The organism is Desulfomonile tiedjei DSM 6799 (assembly GCF_000266945.1).
Taxonomy (GTDB): Bacteria; Desulfobacterota; Desulfomonilia; order Desulfomonilales; family Desulfomonilaceae; genus Desulfomonile; species Desulfomonile tiedjei.
This window is the reverse complement of record NC_018025.1, coordinates 6,404,650-6,420,312: the sequence shown is the minus strand read 5'-3', so window position 1 is coordinate 6,420,312 and position 15,663 is coordinate 6,404,650. Positions and strand designations below refer to the sequence as shown.

Genomic DNA, 15,663 nt, shown 5'->3' with positions numbered 1-15,663 from the left:
GAATGATGGACAAGTATTCGCGTACTTTCTATAATGACGACGCTGCGATCCTCGGAGAAAACGATCGCACAAAGACAGTCTTGACAGTTGTTGAGAACGGGTTGAAAAGCCCGAAAGATATGGAGTTTGCATTGAAGGAATTGTTGAAGCAAATAGCGCTCGAAGAAGCCACAGACCCGGAAGCCCTTTACCATGATTTTGAACATGGCCGACTGGCGGTCTTTAAGGCTCCTCCATCGGGAAAATCCGTTGCAGTAGGAGAAAAGCTCAAGGTCAAGGTGAATGCCAATATCGGAACGTCAAGCGACCTGCACGACGAGGATTTTGAACTCAGGAAACTCGAAGCTTCTATAAAAGCCGGCACCGATGCCGTGATGGACCTCTCCACCGGCGGTGACTTACGAAGCGTTCGGCGCAAGATCATTTCCGAATCGTCTGTCCCGGTTGGGTCTGTACCCATCTACGAAGCCATAGTCCAGTCACTGCGCCTGAGGCAAGGGGCCGAAAAGATGGAGCCCAAAGAAATGCTCGACGCCATACGGCTCCACGGTGAGGACGGGATCAGTTTCGTTACCGTTCATTGCGGAGTGACGCTGAAAGCACTGGAGCATCTGACGGCAAAGCCCAGAGTGTGCGGTATCGTGAGCAGAGGCGGCAGCTTTCTTGCCCGCTGGATGAGGGCCAACAAAGCGGAAAATCCGCTCTATGAACAGTATGACGAAGTTCTGGACATCTGCAAACAGTACAACATGGTGATCAGCCTTGGCGACGGCCTGAGACCCGGTGCAATCGCGGATTCTCTGGATGCAGCACAAGTCGAGGAACTCATCACGCTGGGAGACCTGTGCCGAAGAGCCAGAGCAAAAGGTGTACAGGCAATCATCGAAGGCCCCGGCCACGTGCCTCTGGATCAGGTAGCCTCTCAGATGCAGCTTCAGAAAAAGCTCTGTGATGACGCTCCGTTCTATGTGCTGGGTCCTCTCGTGACTGATATTGCTCCGGGATTGGATCACATCACGTCTGCAATCGGCGGAGCGGTAGCTGCTGCAAACGGCGCTGATTTCCTGTGCTATGTCACGCCGTCCGAACACCTGGGCCTGCCGTCCGTGGAAGACGTGAGAATGGGAGTGCTTGCCGCCAGAGTTGCCGGGCACGCTGCGGACCTGGTCAGGAAACGTCCTGGAGCATGGCAATGGGACGAACAGATGAGCCGTGCCAGGAAGGACCGAAACTGGCCGGATCAGATCAGGCTGGCACTCGACCCGGAGCTGGCCAAGGAAATACGGGCCCGAACTTGCAGAGAAAACCATGAGACATGCACAATGTGCGGAGATCTCTGCGCTTACAAGGCCGACACGGAACTTGATATGCTGTGAGTTCGCCGGTTCTCAACGGCATAGCCACGCTTGACCGGTGAGCGCAGCGAACCGCATGGTGAAACGATTCTCAGCGCCAGACTGCGCAGCCCGTGGAGGAATGCTGTGACCGGCAGGAACCGCGTGGTTCGTGTAACTTTACGGCCTGAACAGAAGCACCACCACTGCCTCGGTCATCTCAGCAAATTGAAAAGCCTTATCGCGATTGCTACGGTTCGCTTCGTTCCCCGCATCCTACGCGAGCTGAAGCTTACAGAGGAACAACGTTTTCCCTTGCCGCTTATGGGGGCACCTGCTAAGAGCATGAATGCGGTTTACACACAGAGTCACCTCCATGTCGAGACAAAGTCATGAAGAGAGTCTTGCTGTTGTTGTGCAAAGGCTTTGAGATCTACGAAGCCGCAGCATTCTACGATGTATTAGGCTGGTCCGGGGCCTATGGTTCGGAACAGGTTGCCGTTGTGACGGTAGGCTTGCGAAAAGAAGTCCAAGGCTCGTTTGGGATAAGGGTAATCCCGGACCGGCTTTTGTCGGAAGCACATCCCGAAGACTTTGAAGCGCTGGCTGTGCCAGGCGGGTTTGAGACACACGGCTACTACGAGGAAGCATATTCCGAACCGGTGGCTGACCTTATTCGTCGTTTTTTCGCTATGGAGAAGCCGATCGCATCAATATGCGTGGGCGCTCTTCCTCTCGCGAACAGTGGAATACTCAAAGGGCGGCAAGCGACCACATATCATCTGCTCGAAGGGATACGGCGCAAACAATTGGCCAGTTTTGGGGCGCATGTCATTGACAAACCGATTGTGTGGGACGAGAACGTTATTACTTCCACGTCACCGGCAACGGCGATGGAAGTGGCGTTTGCACTCCTGGCGAGAATAACGAGTAAGGAGAATTCGGATCAAATACGGTTAAAGATGGGTTTTTAAGCATAGCAGGCTGGCGCGACGCAATGCATTTCTTCAATTCCATATTAGAAAGTTGATTTATCGAGGGAGGCGAGCCTCGCTATCAGGAGCCGCGTCGCATGAGGGTGAACAACGGGGACCGCATCGATCGAGTCATTTTCCTGCTCTCATAACCTTAGCGAACCAAACCCTAGTGAGCGTAGTAAGGGTTCGCCTCGATTAACAAGAAAAGAAGTCCGATAAATCCAAATAAGAAACTCGCCACATTTGCGGTAAGCACCATCAGTATTGTGCGCTTCGTTGTCACTGGGTTATCGATCACCTTATTTCTGTGCATCCGCCTAAATATCGAAGCCATCATGCTAAACTCTACCGTCGCGACGACAAATTCCATGACACATATTGCGATCCATGCTGAACTATTATCGGAACCGTACAAGTTGGCAAAAAAGACTGCGTCCATTTGAGACACAGGATTTGTGATCGCGTTTACGAACAAAACCCAGCCTACAAGTTCTTTTCCTGCTTTTCCGGACCACCCGAAAAAGGCCCAGATGACCAGGTATTCAATGATCACTGTGCACAAAAAATTCCCAACCAGCAACTCCAGCCGATTATTATTCCAAGAATGATTCAGTTGGTCCAAAGGCAGCGGAACATCATTGGCGTGACTCAATCCAATTGAGCCTCCCAAGACGATCCAGAGACACAAAAGCGCTGGAGACAAAGGAATCAGACGCAATATCATATACCTAGGATGAACAAAATAGTCTGACATTTTTCTCTAATCCAAATAGTTTAAGCAGTCACTACAGACCAATTTACCTTTACGATAAGTAGCAGTAAAAGAGCAATGGCCTAGGCTATTATCGAGCTTGCTCGAGACTATTTCTTTCTCTTGCATCTCATTGATGACGACCAGTCTGAGTTCAACCTTTCTTCGGGGAGCCCGGAACTCTGCAGAGATACTTCCACCATGCGGATCAAGATAAGGCTTGTCCAGATTCGAGTATGTTCTGATGACGAATTCAGGTCGGTCCCATATAACCTGATCGTCTACCGTGACTTTTTCAAATCGAACATCCGAGCCTGACATGTTGGAAATAGACACCTGGCTCGTCGTCAACAAATAGTAGATGAAGCATGCCGGTGGCACTAAAATACTAAAAACAATTACCCAAAATAGCTATAGTTTCGCCCTTTTTGTATTCTGGACGGTTAGATGGTGAGATAATCCTTGAAAAAATAAGGCGTTCCGCACATACCCGGTTTTGTGTAAAGATTCTGGGAAGGAGGAACGCCAGTTGAAGAGATCTATACCAGATCCGTTCGGGATTGACGAGATTCATTTCAGAGCGTGTTTCAGCGCACCGAGTTTCCGTATCTTCGTTGCGCTGGTGGTCGGTTGGGTGCTCACTATGGGCAAGCACACTATCAGCCAGGTGATTCTGACCATGAGACTCCATGAATCCAAGCACTTCGCCAGCATCTACCGATTCCTCGGCAAGGGACGATGGGAGACTGACTTTGTCTCCTATTTCGTCTTCAGAATGTTGGTAGAAACGCTGATTGCAGAAGGGATCGAGATCCTTGTGGTGATTGACGACACCTTGAACAAGCACACTGGCAAGAAGATCTGTGGCGCGGGCTGGCAGCATGATGGTTCACTCCCAAAGCATACTAAGCAAAAGGGGTATGGAGTGTGCTTTGTCATCATAGGACTGGCGATTCGCCTTCCCGGCATCAGCGATCGCATGTTTTGTCTGCCATACGCTGCCCGCCTTTGGTGGCCGCCAAAGGCCAAGTTTAATCCCAAGAGCCTGCCCTACAAGACAAAACCCGAACTTGGATTGGATCTTATAAATCTGACTCATTCATGGCTCCAAGAGGGAGAAAGACTGAGAATTGTGTTCGACCTGGGATACTGCTGCGATACCATCCTCAAAGCACGACCCAAGAATGTGCACATTACAGGGAGGCTGAGAAAGGATGCAGCTTTGTTCGCTGTGCTGGAACCTGCTCCATTTACAGTGATGGGCAGACCTCGCAAGAGAGGCGCTCGACTGCCCTCCCTGGAAACGATGTTCCAGGACCCAATTTTGGGGTTGAATGAGATTAAGGGTCTTTTGATATGGAAAACAAACTAAGGCTCCTGATACATCAGTTCAGGGCGCTATGGTATCAATAGCGCAGGGCAACAGCCTCTTTCGATCGTGTTGTGCCATGACCCGGCCGGCCACCATGCCAATATGGTGTTTTTCGATACGGACCATCAGGCTGCACCACAGCAGATTATCGAGCGCTACGCTGCACGCTTTAGCATTGAGATGACCAATCGAGAGACCAAGAACCTCCTGGGTGCGGCTGAACCTCAGTGTCGGAAAGAGACCTCGGTAACCCGTGCCCCTATGTTTGCTTACTGGGCCTACTGCTTTGTAGTGCTTTGGTTCGTTGGGCAATTCGTCACTGCAAAGAACCTCGTTGCCGACCCGGCTCCCTGGTACTGCCGGAAAAAGTCGTTCACCTTTTCAGACATGCTGGCAGCAGCTCGAAGGAGTCATTTCTCGCTGAGAATTTATTCGAAAGCCAGCCGAATCAATAAGTTCGAAAAACTCAACGGCCCGCGCTCCACGCGCGGACTCGACCATGCAAGAATCGCGAAACTATAGCAAAATAGTACCCCGAAGACCATGCCCACACCAATTAGAGCTTTCTTCCACATGGGCTTGGGTCTTTGCTCTGAATTCGATTTCATCGGTATTCCTATCTATTTACTGTGTAACAGTGGTGAGCGCAGCCAATTGTAGGATGCCGATGAGCGAAGCGAATCGCATCGGTCGAGTCTTTTTTCACCAACACCCCGTACATTCGGTGAACTGTCGAATCATTTTCTAGCCTGATTGGCAGCAGCATCATAACCTCGGATCTCTTGCCACGAAATCAGAAAAAATTATCTCATTGTTACGGTTCGAGATCACATTTACCATGGATGCGCTTTTTTAAGGAGTGGAACGGCCACAGATGCGATTCGCTTCGCTCATCAGCATCCTACGCGGGCTCTTTCCTCTTTCACCACACCTACCTCAAGGCGCGAGCGTAAACGTAAGATGTCGGCTTTGTCAAATCGAAAGCTTGGGGACTTCAGATGATGAGTCCTTCGGACATCTCGGCTCACTTCCTTATCAGAAACTAACGATCTCCTCGTAATCAGATAATATCCGGGCAGTCTAAGAAGAATAAAGCTTTTCCGGGGATTATGGCCCCGCAGAAATTTTCGCCTGAGGGCAATCTCGGTTCAGGGGGTTTACATTTGGAACGCTCCACGACTTGCAGTCTCAATGACAATATGCTGAATGACATTCTTCGGCACGCCAAACCGATGGGTCACAATGAAAAGGCTCGAAATCTCAATCTCGGATTCGGTTTCATCTACTATGCCGTCGCACGGGCATTAAGGCCGAAGCACACGCTTGTCATCGGCTCGGGATACGGTTTCAGCGTGACGTGCCTAGCCCTGGCAATCAAGGATAATGGCAAGGGCAAGCTCACTTTTGTCGATCCAGCCTACTCTCTCGCGAACGACGGTCCCATGAAAACCGTTGGCGGACGCGGCAAATGGAAGACCGAAACGCATGTTCGGGAGCATTTCAGTCGCTTCGGCGTCGAGGACATCATCACGCATCATAAAATGCGCAGCGACGAATTCTTTCCGGCATATGACATCCTGGGATTGCCTGAAATAGATCTCGGCTTTGTGGACGGCAATCATTCGTACGATGCAGTCAAGTACGATTTCCTCGGTGTGCTGTCGAAGTCGCATAAGAACACCTACGTGTTTCTCCATGACACCAACATATACATCCGCGAGTTGTTGTCTCATGCGGGAGTGAAACGCTGGCTGAAGTTCCTGAAAAAGGAAGAAAAAGCGTTCGAGGTCATCAATTTCCCGTTTTCATCCGGAGTCGCTCTGGTGAGAATCCTGGAACCCGATGTTTGGACGCAACCGCATTGATGTCAATTTGCTTTCAAAGCAGTAACATCCGGGAACCTTTTTTGTAAAAAAGGTTCCCGAACCCTCCAAAAAACTTTTAGCACTCGCCCAAGCCCACAGTTTTTCAATAGAAAAACTGTGGGCTTGGGCGAACATTAAAAGTTCTTGGGAAGGGACTGGGAAACACTTCTTACAAGAAGGGTTTCCCAGATCTTATCTTCTTGAATGCAATATGAGAACGTTTTCTATAGCAACTATTGTAGTACTCCTGGCTGCGTTCCTTTTCTGGCGGTACGTCTGGTTTTTCAGAAATCCGGAAAGGGTCATACCAACGGGTGAAAACGTCGTCAGTCCTGCTGACGGCACGGTGGTGTACGTGAAAAAAGTGGCACCGGGTGAGGAAGTGATTTCAATCAAGGAAGGTCTGGCCGCAAGAGTGGAGGATATCATTCATGAGGACACAGACTCTCCGAAGATTGTTATCGGCATCTTCATGAGCCCGTTCAACGTCCACTACAACCGTGCTCCCATAACCGCCAAAGTGGAAAGTATCAACCATCATCCACCAAAATTGGAGAATCTCAATATGGGCCCGATGCATTGGCGCACTGTCTTCGGGGTTCACCCTTTACACGAAAACAGTCTCCACATTGTCCACAACGAACGCGTGGTGACACGGATGTCCGGGCGATTCAAAGGTGCAGATGCTTCCTTTTACGTAGTGCAAATTGCCGGGAAAAACGTGCATGGAATTGATAGCTACTTCCAGCCCGGTTCCCAGGTGGGCAAAGGTGAAATCTTCGGCATGATCCGTATCGGTTCGCAAGTCGATCTGATTTTTCCGGACCATGAGAATGCCGAAATAAACGTTAAACCAGGAGATAAGGTCTACGCAGGCGAGACGATTTTGCTCAAGTAGCTTGCATTCGATCATACATACAAGAGGCCGATCACATGAAAATCGATTTGCATGTTCATTCTAAGTGTTCTCGGCGACCTTCGGAGTGGATTCTGAAAACTCTGGGCTGCCCTGAGAGTTTTACCGAGCCGTTGCACCTTCATTCACTCTTGAAGAAGCAAGGGATGACACGAGTAACGATTACGGATCACAACTCTATCGAAGGGTGCCTTGAAATCGGGCATTTGGAAGACACCTTCATAAGTGAGGAAGTCACGACCTATTTCCCTGAGGATCGATGCAAGCTGCATGTGGTTGTGTACAATATCAATGAAGCGATTCACGAAGATATCCAGAAGATCCGTGAAAACGTGTACGATCTGGTAGATTATTTACAGCAAGAGAGCATTGTACACGTATTGGCGCATCCTCTGTTTTCCGTCAATCGAAAGTTGACTCCCGAACATTTCGAGCGCTGTCTCCTGCTGTTCAAGAATCTCGAATTGAACGGAGCAAGAAGTGAAGAACAGAACCACTGCATCAGGCTGGTCCTTTCTCTCTTGACTCCGGAAACGATCCACCAATTCAGTGAAAAGCACCGAATAGTTCCCACTTATCCGGCTCCGTGGATTAAGAACCTGACTTCCGGGTCGGACGACCACAGCTCGTTGACCGTGGCGCGAAGCTACACCGAGGTTCAAGGAGTCTCCACTGTCAACGATTTTTTCAAAGGATTGCAGGAAGGCAAGGCACACCCGCATGCTCTGGGGTCAGGTCCTAAAACACTTGCCCGGCACCTCTATGGTATAGCCTATCAATTCTACGAGCACAAATTCGGACTGGATCGATATGGAAACGGACCGGACATTCTGAGAATTCTCAACAAGTTCCTCGTTACCGATACAGTGGACCGGTCTCGTGGCATTCTAGCGAGAATCGGTGCGTACTGGAGCAACAGAGTCAGCTCTAAGAAAACGGAAAACCCAACGTTGTTGGAAGTCCTCAAGGCTGAAGCAAACAAGATTTTCAACGATCCGCAACTCGCCGAAGTCATAAACAACGAAAATGGAAGCGGTGCTAAGACCGATCTCGATGAAAAATGGTTCCGTATTGTAAATGGTGTTTCCGGCCGAGTGCTTTCGCAATTCGCGGACGAAGTGGTCAAGAATTTTTATGGGGCGCATTTTCTTAATTTATTCAAGCATCTTGGGTCTGCCGGCGCGTTCTACTCCCTATTGTCACCCTATTTCGTTTCCTTCTCCGTACAGGCCGAAGGTCGAGTGCTGGCAGACGATGTCCTAAGTCGTTTCCTCAGAACCGATCAAACCAGGAAACGCACCAAGAAGAGAATAAAAGTTGCACACTTCACGGATACTTTGCACGAAATCAATGGAGTAGCCCATACACTCAAGCAACAGGTTGCAGCAGCGGAACGCCTGAACAAAGACTACATCGTGATTTCCTGCGGGGCGGGAACGACTCGGAATCACCCCCGGATCAAGAATTTCAAGCCAATAGGGACGTACAATGTTTCGGTTTATCCGGAACAGAAGCTTTTCTATCCGCCCCTTCTGGAGATGCTGGATTATTGTTATGAGCAGGAGTTCACGCATATTCACGCAGCGACTCCAGGACCGATCGGGTTGGCTGCACTGGCTATTTCCAGAACCTTAAACCTTCCCAGAGTCGGGACGTATCACACTGCGCTTCCTCAGTATACGGAAATTCTCACTGAAGACACACTGATGATGGAGCTGATCTGGAAGTATGTGTTGTGGTTCTACGACCAACTGGAGACCATATATGTCCCTTCGCAGAGCACGGGACAGGAACTCATCGACAAGGGCATTTCTCAACGAAAAATCCGATTGTACCCGCGGGGAGTCGACATCAACCGATTCCATCCGGCAAAGCGCAATGAGTGTTTGGACACCTATTGCCCGAATGGCGAGCGGATCAGACTGCTGTATGTGGGCAGAATTTCTCGTGAGAAGAATCTCTCTCTTTTGGCCGGAGCATTCAAAGCACTCTCCGACACACGAGAAGATCTCAGTCTCTTTGTCGTTGGGGACGGCCCGTATCGTCAGCAGATGGAACAATTGCTGGCCGGAACCAATACTCACTTTCTGGGCTACATCGAGGGAGCAGCGCTCGAACATATTTACGCTTCGTGTGACGTGTTCGTTTTTCCAAGCACCACAGAGACGTTCGGCAATGTGGTTTTGGAGGCACAGGCCTCAGGAATTCCAGTCATTGTCACGGATGAGGGCGGGGCTCAGGAAAATGTGATTCCCGGGAAGACCGGACTCGTGGTGAAGGGCAACAGTGAAGAGAGTCTTTTGAATGGGATGAGATTTCTTATCAGCGATCATGCTCGAATGGAGAGCATGGGAGAACAGGCGAGACTTTTTGCAGAGAGCCGCTCTTTTGATAAAGCTTTTTCCGAGACTTGGAAGCTCTACGAACAGATTGGTTCCATGAAGAATCAGTCTCCGAAGGATGGCAGAGAACTGACGGGATTCGATCCATTGGGCTACCGAGCTGCATCATAAATCGGTTTTTATGCCATTCGTCCACAGGTGCGCTTCCAATCTCGGGTTGTAGTTCAATAAAAGGGTACTTAACGGACCGTAAGATGCAAAAATATGCAAATTCTTCTTGCGGTACACAGGAAAAGTTGCAATAACCCGTTTCAATGTGTGAGTTAAACCAACATAGCTCCAGATCGAACCCTCATCCGATCCTTCGATGGTCTATCCATCGACACGGTTTCGGTGGGGTTCTTTCCCATCTATCCAGCTCGTGGATTCAAGGTACAAATCATCTTACGTTTAAACATGCTTCTGTGCTGAATCAATCTGAAGCACCGAACAGCTCTAGTTCCAAACTTCGTTTGAAGGGGTTTGCAGATGGCTTGCAAGGCGTACTTCGACGGTTCCTGTTTTCTCAACTATTGCGGCATCGGATACGTAATCCGAGATCCCGATGGGTACCCATTGTGTGAGGCTTCCGGTTTTGTAGGCCGAGGCGATGCGCTCAAAGCGGAGTACTTGGCTCTATGTGCTCTCGTGGAGCACCTGCGTGATTTGGAGATAGATAACGCGGTGATACACGGAGACAGCCGGACCGTGATAGGCCAGGTGACAGGATTCATGAACACGCGAAACACCAACCGTTTTCGGGAAATCATTATGAGAATGCGAGGATTTTTCTCAGAGCATCCCGGCTGGAAGTTGAAATGGATTCCACGCCAGGAAAACGGGCGAGCAGATGCTCTGGCCACCCAGGGGCTGAGTGAGATGAAATATCAGGAAAGAGTTGCCGTCAGACAGATGTGATGGTGTGATCTTTCGGCACGTATAAAGTCGGGGAGGAACTTCTGTAATCCTGCTTTTAGCGGGACTCCCCGAACTTTCTCACAAGAACTTTTGACATTCGCTGAACCCCAATTTCTCTGAAGAGATTCGGGGTTCAGACTAATGATAAAAGGTTCTTAAAGATGGTTTTCGGCTTTTTCTACAGAGACTGAGTGCTTATTCCGAAACAGATTCCTTCCCGAGCCAACGAGCGTCTCCAGTGAATTCAAGAAATAATGCCGGATTCACCTTCTTACAAGAATCCCTTCAGACATTTTCTTTTCGTGATTCTGAAATCATAGGAATCGGATCGCAGGTGAGATGGAAAGAAAGCAGTGCGCCTGTCACTTTGCTTCTACCCGAATGCAGAAACACGACCAGTCCAAGCAATTCCAGGGCGAGAATCGATGCAGGATCCCACAATAGTTTCAATCCGTTCAAGAGAACCGGAACCGGATAGTCGTCCGCAGGAAGAAGCTTGGAAAGAGTTATCCCGTACACTATAGCGAGCACGGCCATCACCTGATAAGCCGAAATCTTGCCGTTTCCTCTATAGTCTGCGCGTAAAAATTCAGAAATGGCGCGCCAGGCTTGGGCCGCAATAGTACAAAACAGGAAAGCGTGCACGTATGCACCCTTTACGTACAACCCGCTTCCCACCAGGGCAGTAAAGACCAAAACAGTGCAAGTCAAAGCCTGGATGGGAATGACCGGTACGCCTTCCATACCGCCTTCGTACTGAATCTTCTTTGTCTTTCCTTGGAAAACAAAGGAGTATTTTCCGAAAAGGCGTTGAATAATCGGATGGCATTCCGAAATTCGCTTTCCGTAGCAGCAACCGAAGCTTATACATGCGAGTCGCCCGATTCCTTCTCCTAATGCGTACGCAATTGCCATGCATGCCAGGCCGGGAATCATGGGAATCGCTCCGGGTGATTCACCGACTACCACGGAATTGACAATCCACACCACAGCGGGAGCTACGAGCAGCCCAAGAAAAGCAGAGCCGCCTATAGTAAAGGTATTCTGCCTTTTTTCAACAACCCGAGCCAGCAAAGAAGATGCGGGGATGCACAAAGAGAAGAGGAATACAATCATTGCCAGTGAAGTAGAGAGCGATACGCCGATCGATCCCATGAGCACCAGGAAGACAGCCACCGAAGCAATCACCGAAACAGCCATCAGGAGTCCATAGAAGGTGAGATTTAGACCTTTCCACGTTCGTGAATCTACCTGCGCTACGGGGACAACAGCCATAATCTGCCACCCCTCACGAGGCAATGCCACAAAACCCCATCTGAACAGAACCACCATAACCACCAATAACAAAAAGAAAAATGAAATTTCAAACATCTGGAAATCCTTTATACGATTCCGTGTAGGGGTAGACCCATGCGTCCGCCCTCATTTGGGCGGACACGCAGGTCCGCCCCTACTCACCTGCATCCAACGTAATACGCACACTCCTTTTCTAACCGGGCCTATGCACCCAGAACCACTTTCCGAAAGGGGGAATTGCACGTATCCTCTTTTCTCCCGATTACTCCACAAAACACTAAGCCCGTGCAGCAGTCCCTACAAGGGATCTTACTTTCACGTCGGTTTCTACGAGCGGTTTTCCAAATCCTGCGGAGTAACGACTTTGAACATCAGTACGATGCATATTCCGGACAAGATCGTCGGCAAATTCCAGTCTTGACTCTTGAAACAAGAGCACGACAGTGCTACTGCCAGGCCTGAACAGACTTTTGGGAACGCCTTTTTCCAGGAACATTCCTGGAATCACCGGGCGGGGGTTGTCGTATCGGTTATCGCTATAAGCCTGTTCCACTTCTCCGACCATGAGCGCCACCACTTCGATCATTGCCACAAGACCGATGCCCGAGCCCCTCGGAACATCAGTATCGATAATGGTTACGACTCGTTTATTCTTGGAATAAGCTGTTACCAACGAAACCACCGCTCCCGGGTTGCATGAATGATATCCGCCGGATATTTCATAGAAATCTTTGACCTCTCCCGCTACAGGAGTATGATTGTAATGATATTTGTCCGGCGTAAGTCGGAACATCATGAATGCTCCATTGCGGAAAGTCGAGAGCCATTCTTGCTTATCTTGCCCCAGAAGTTCGTCGTAATCGAAGAACTTCTGTTTTATGAACAGACTTGAGATTGAGTCGAACGACCCCATGAGTACGCGTGCATCTGCCGGGGACACAACTGCGGAAACATCGTCAACCATTGGGCGACACTCCCAGTAACGGATCTTGCGTTCGAACAGTTTCCTGGCAGTATCCAGGTCGGCAGGAGCATCCAGGCACTCTGTGAAATCCACTCCACAGGAATGAATGAACTGCCTGGTTCGATACGGGATCGGAAGGTCGAAATTAACGAATCCGAGAACACGACTTGCATGGCTACTAACGAGCGCTCGAAAGAGAATTGGTGCGTGTTCTCTCACTTCCGTATAGAGCAACTGAATCGATTTATCCCATAAGAGCGGTTCTGTACACGCTCTTCCGGTAATCCGATCTATGTATTGGTGATGATAGGAATTCATGGGGTTTCGTTCCTTGTGTGCAGGATTCAGACGTGGCGATGTCGAGATGAACAGAAATGAGGATAAGATTCACCAGTCTCCTCAGGTCGTCGATCGATAATGTTTCGTTGATGAACCGATTCTCTATCAAAGAGAGAAAGCGCTTCGTATCCATGGAGCCCAAAACGAACCGGAGCGAACGCTGTATGGAGTCGTCCGGCACGGAGGAAGCCATCTTCATACAGTCTTGCTCGAACCACTTGAACGATACGCGGAGATGATTCCTCCTCAAGGTGCCCCGATAGTATCGTTCAGTGGATAGATTGAACTCCTTGGGATCGACCGACAATGGCGAAGATTTTCCGGCTTCATCAAGAATCGCCTGTGTAATCCTGCCCGCTACCGAAGCTTTTTCGGGATCCTGGATCCGATGCTCAAGGTCTCGTATGGTTTCTTCCAGGCCCATCAACTCAATTAAGTCGGATGCGTCTTGTCTCAATGTCTCCAGGAGCGCGAATTGAAATTGCCGAATGTACACTCGGCGATATCCGGGATAGCGTCTGCTGTATCGAACACCCTTGGTTCGCTCTATCAATTTCTTCATGAAGAGATTTGTGGTTTCGCTGTGCACGTAAAACGTGGGGATTCCGATAGCAGTTCCGAAAAAGGCCTGCCTGCGCTCGCTCTCGATATTGGGACTATCGGGTATATGCCTGTGAGTGTAGGTTCCCTGAAGCACGTATTTGAATGCCAGTGCCGTAATGAGTCTCTGAAGGTCGGCAGCTTGTGCTAAGTCGCTCTCCAGAGACGCGAACAGGCTGTAATATCTGCCTTCGAAGCCAGAGAATCCCATCCGGGAAAACTCCCGTAAACGGTACGGGATGTACAATGCCATTTTGAGATCGAACACGCCCAAATCCGCAAGATCTTTCTTGAGATGCTGCTCGTTTCCCAGTATTCCATTAAGAGCAGGGCTTTTTTCAGTGCTCAACAATGAAACCGGATAATCTACGAGCCGGAAATCGGGAACAAAATCACCCCGCACATGAAAAAGTGAGCTCAAGATCTCATCCAATCCGGGTATTCCGAAGGGTGTCGAGATGCGGCCGAGCACTCTCAGATCGGCTTTCTTTTTCCAGCGGCGCCAGAGCATCCTCAAATGCGTGTAATCCAATTCGTGCGGCAAGAATCCAAGCACTTTTTCCGGATGAAAATCAGAAAATCCCAGGCGATAAGGAGCTGCGCTGTACGTGCCCACAAAGAGCGGTAAAAAATGCTCAACGATCTTGATCGCCAGATCGCCGATCCATTTTTCATGTATTGCAGTGAATTCTGAAGAGCCACTTGACAAGTGGCGGGACAATTTAGGGCTGCCGATACTTATGTGGGTTCCATTGTTCGCGAGACTGATATTGGATACCGAAGGCAAGACCACGAGATTACGAGTGATTATCCCAGCATCCTTCAGCTTGCTCACTGCATTCAGTTGACTCCGGCTAAGGACCTGATGACAGAGACACATATAATTGTGTTTCTCCACACCATCATCCCATCCCGACAGGCAAGGGCTCATGAACAGCTCTCGATAGAAGGAATCCGAGATGAGGTCGTTCAGCTCTTTTTGGCGTACGGGAGGGTGTGGTGAGAAGTAAATCGCCGCATTCTGGCCGGATTCTTCAAGTTTGAATGCCTTATTGGCGTACATGACGAGGGCCTGCACAAGAAGAAAGCGTTTGGAAGTCTCTTCTGCCAGGGCATGTCCCATGCCGGATGTCGCATCGGGAGTGACTACGTGGAAGGAATGCGTCTCAGGAGACGTGTTATCGTTGAGCAGATGCCCCATCACTTTTCTTCCGGTATTCCCGATAAGTGAAGGAAGGTTTTCCTGTGATCCGATTATATCTGCAAGAGAGAGTTTGAGGAGATAGCTGATGGGAACCCGGAGGAACTCTTCGCCTTCAGCGGTAAAGAAGAATTTCTCCGTGTCGTTTCTCAATCCCCCGTCTTCTTGCTTCTTGTTTGCGAGCAAATCGAAGTTGAGTACAGAAAGAGCAAAAGGACCGAGTAATCCTTTCGGGAATCGTACCCAACTGTTTTCCCATGTCCGATCGGTATTGGAATCGAGAAATTTCTCCAGATCCGTCAGCACCCGTTTCGAGGTATCTCCGGATGTCGTCCTTTTCAGGATATTACTGAAATAGTTGGACTGTTCAATTATCAGGGGAAGATCCACATGCGACCTGTTGCCCGTGACAGCCACTTGAAGTTCGTTTTCGGAACCCGCGGTAATGTCATTGAACGAGAACGGAAGTTCCTCAACGAATCCATCTTTTCGCGGGGCCGGAACTCCAAGCGCCTGTCTGATCTTTTCCGGAGAAAGTGGCCACTGATGCGTTCTATCAGAATTGTCGAGTCCCAATCAAATTTCTCCGTTCCGGGTTTGCATTTGTTCCTGGATGAGGACATCACCACCTTTTCGTTAAGATGCCATGAGAATATGGGCAGATTTCAGCTAATGTCTTGAAACTCTGCGATTTCCGGCATCTCTGACCTGTGATCCCCGGACATCTCATACTAATGTGCTTTCAAGGC

General features: G+C 49.6%; 11 protein-coding genes and 1 pseudogene. 7 read left to right on the top strand and 5 right to left on the bottom strand.

Translation table 11 applies throughout. The features are described 5' to 3' along the window. Positions 1-2 precede the first annotated feature (2 nt). On the top strand, positions 3-1,376 hold the full coding sequence (gene thiC / locus DESTI_RS27625; protein WP_014812152.1) for a phosphomethylpyrimidine synthase ThiC: 1,374 nt from the start codon (positions 3-5) through the stop codon (positions 1,374-1,376). Between the two features lie 350 nt (positions 1,377-1,726). Then, complete coding sequence (locus tag DESTI_RS27615; protein WP_014812154.1) at positions 1,727-2,308, top strand: DJ-1/PfpI family protein; 582 nt, start codon at positions 1,727-1,729, stop codon at positions 2,306-2,308. Between the two features lie 169 nt (positions 2,309-2,477). Here DESTI_RS27615 and DESTI_RS27610 read toward each other — a convergent pair whose 3' ends face one another. Further along, the gene (locus DESTI_RS27610) at positions 2,478-2,963 is read right to left on the bottom strand and encodes a hypothetical protein (protein ID WP_041286556.1); all 486 of its coding nucleotides are present in this window, start codon (positions 2,961-2,963) and stop codon (positions 2,478-2,480) included. A gap of 108 nt (positions 2,964-3,071) precedes the next feature. Continuing rightward, positions 3,072-3,383, bottom strand: a complete 312-nt coding sequence (locus DESTI_RS27605; RefSeq protein WP_014812156.1) for a hypothetical protein — start codon at positions 3,381-3,383, stop codon at positions 3,072-3,074. A gap of 208 nt (positions 3,384-3,591) precedes the next feature. Here DESTI_RS27605 and DESTI_RS31900 point away from each other — a divergent pair. The 5 genes and pseudogenes from DESTI_RS31900 (at position 3,592) to DESTI_RS27575 (ending at position 10,514) form a co-directional block, all read left to right on the top strand. Next, positions 3,592-4,956 (top strand): annotated as a pseudogene (locus DESTI_RS31900) (IS701 family transposase). A 641-nt stretch (positions 4,957-5,597) separates the two neighbouring features. Further along, the gene (locus tag DESTI_RS27590; RefSeq protein ID WP_014813235.1) at positions 5,598-6,299 is read left to right on the top strand and encodes a class I SAM-dependent methyltransferase; all 702 of its coding nucleotides are present in this window, start codon (positions 5,598-5,600) and stop codon (positions 6,297-6,299) included. 211 nt (positions 6,300-6,510) lie between these two features. After that, on the top strand, positions 6,511-7,197 hold the full coding sequence (locus DESTI_RS27585) for a phosphatidylserine decarboxylase (protein ID WP_014813234.1): 687 nt from the start codon (positions 6,511-6,513) through the stop codon (positions 7,195-7,197). 164 nt (positions 7,198-7,361) lie between these two features. Then, positions 7,362-9,728, top strand: a complete 2,367-nt coding sequence (locus DESTI_RS27580; protein ID WP_237671459.1) for a glycosyltransferase family 4 protein — start codon at positions 7,362-7,364, stop codon at positions 9,726-9,728. Positions 9,729-10,085: 357 nt separating this feature from the next. After that, positions 10,086-10,514: a ribonuclease HI family protein gene (locus DESTI_RS27575; protein ID WP_014813232.1), complete on the top strand. Its 429-nt coding sequence runs from the start codon at positions 10,086-10,088 to the stop codon at positions 10,512-10,514. Between the two features lie 285 nt (positions 10,515-10,799). Here the strand turns inward: DESTI_RS27575 and DESTI_RS27570 are convergent, their stop codons facing one another. The 3 genes from DESTI_RS27570 to DESTI_RS27560 form a co-directional block, all read right to left on the bottom strand. Further along, positions 10,800-11,885, bottom strand: a complete 1,086-nt coding sequence (locus tag DESTI_RS27570) for a prolipoprotein diacylglyceryl transferase family protein (RefSeq protein WP_014813231.1) — start codon at positions 11,883-11,885, stop codon at positions 10,800-10,802. Between the two features lie 202 nt (positions 11,886-12,087). Beyond that, entirely contained in the window at positions 12,088-13,092 is a 1,005-nt protein-coding gene (locus tag DESTI_RS27565; RefSeq protein ID WP_014813230.1) for a phosphatidylserine decarboxylase, read from the bottom strand. Next, complete coding sequence (locus DESTI_RS27560; protein WP_014813229.1) at positions 13,019-15,490, bottom strand: hypothetical protein; 2,472 nt, start codon at positions 15,488-15,490, stop codon at positions 13,019-13,021. Before DESTI_RS27560 ends, DESTI_RS27565 begins: the two co-directional genes overlap by 74 nt. Positions 15,491-15,663 lie beyond the last annotated feature (173 nt).

Coding starts and splice junctions, on each gene's coding strand:
- thiC (WP_014812152.1), top strand. CDS start 3: ATGATGGACAAGTATTCGCGTACTTTCTATAATGACGACGCTGCGATC.
- DESTI_RS27615 (WP_014812154.1), top strand. CDS start 1,727: ATGAAGAGAGTCTTGCTGTTGTTGTGCAAAGGCTTTGAGATCTACGAA.
- DESTI_RS27605 (WP_014812156.1), bottom strand. CDS start 3,383: ATGTCAGGCTCGGATGTTCGATTTGAAAAAGTCACGGTAGACGATCAG.
- DESTI_RS27585 (WP_014813234.1), top strand. CDS start 6,511: ATGAGAACGTTTTCTATAGCAACTATTGTAGTACTCCTGGCTGCGTTC.
- DESTI_RS27580 (WP_237671459.1), top strand. CDS start 7,362: ATGACACGAGTAACGATTACGGATCACAACTCTATCGAAGGGTGCCTT.
- DESTI_RS27575 (WP_014813232.1), top strand. CDS start 10,086: ATGGCTTGCAAGGCGTACTTCGACGGTTCCTGTTTTCTCAACTATTGC.
- DESTI_RS27570 (WP_014813231.1), bottom strand. CDS start 11,885: ATGTTTGAAATTTCATTTTTCTTTTTGTTATTGGTGGTTATGGTGGTT.
- DESTI_RS27565 (WP_014813230.1), bottom strand. CDS start 13,092: ATGAATTCCTATCATCACCAATACATAGATCGGATTACCGGAAGAGCG.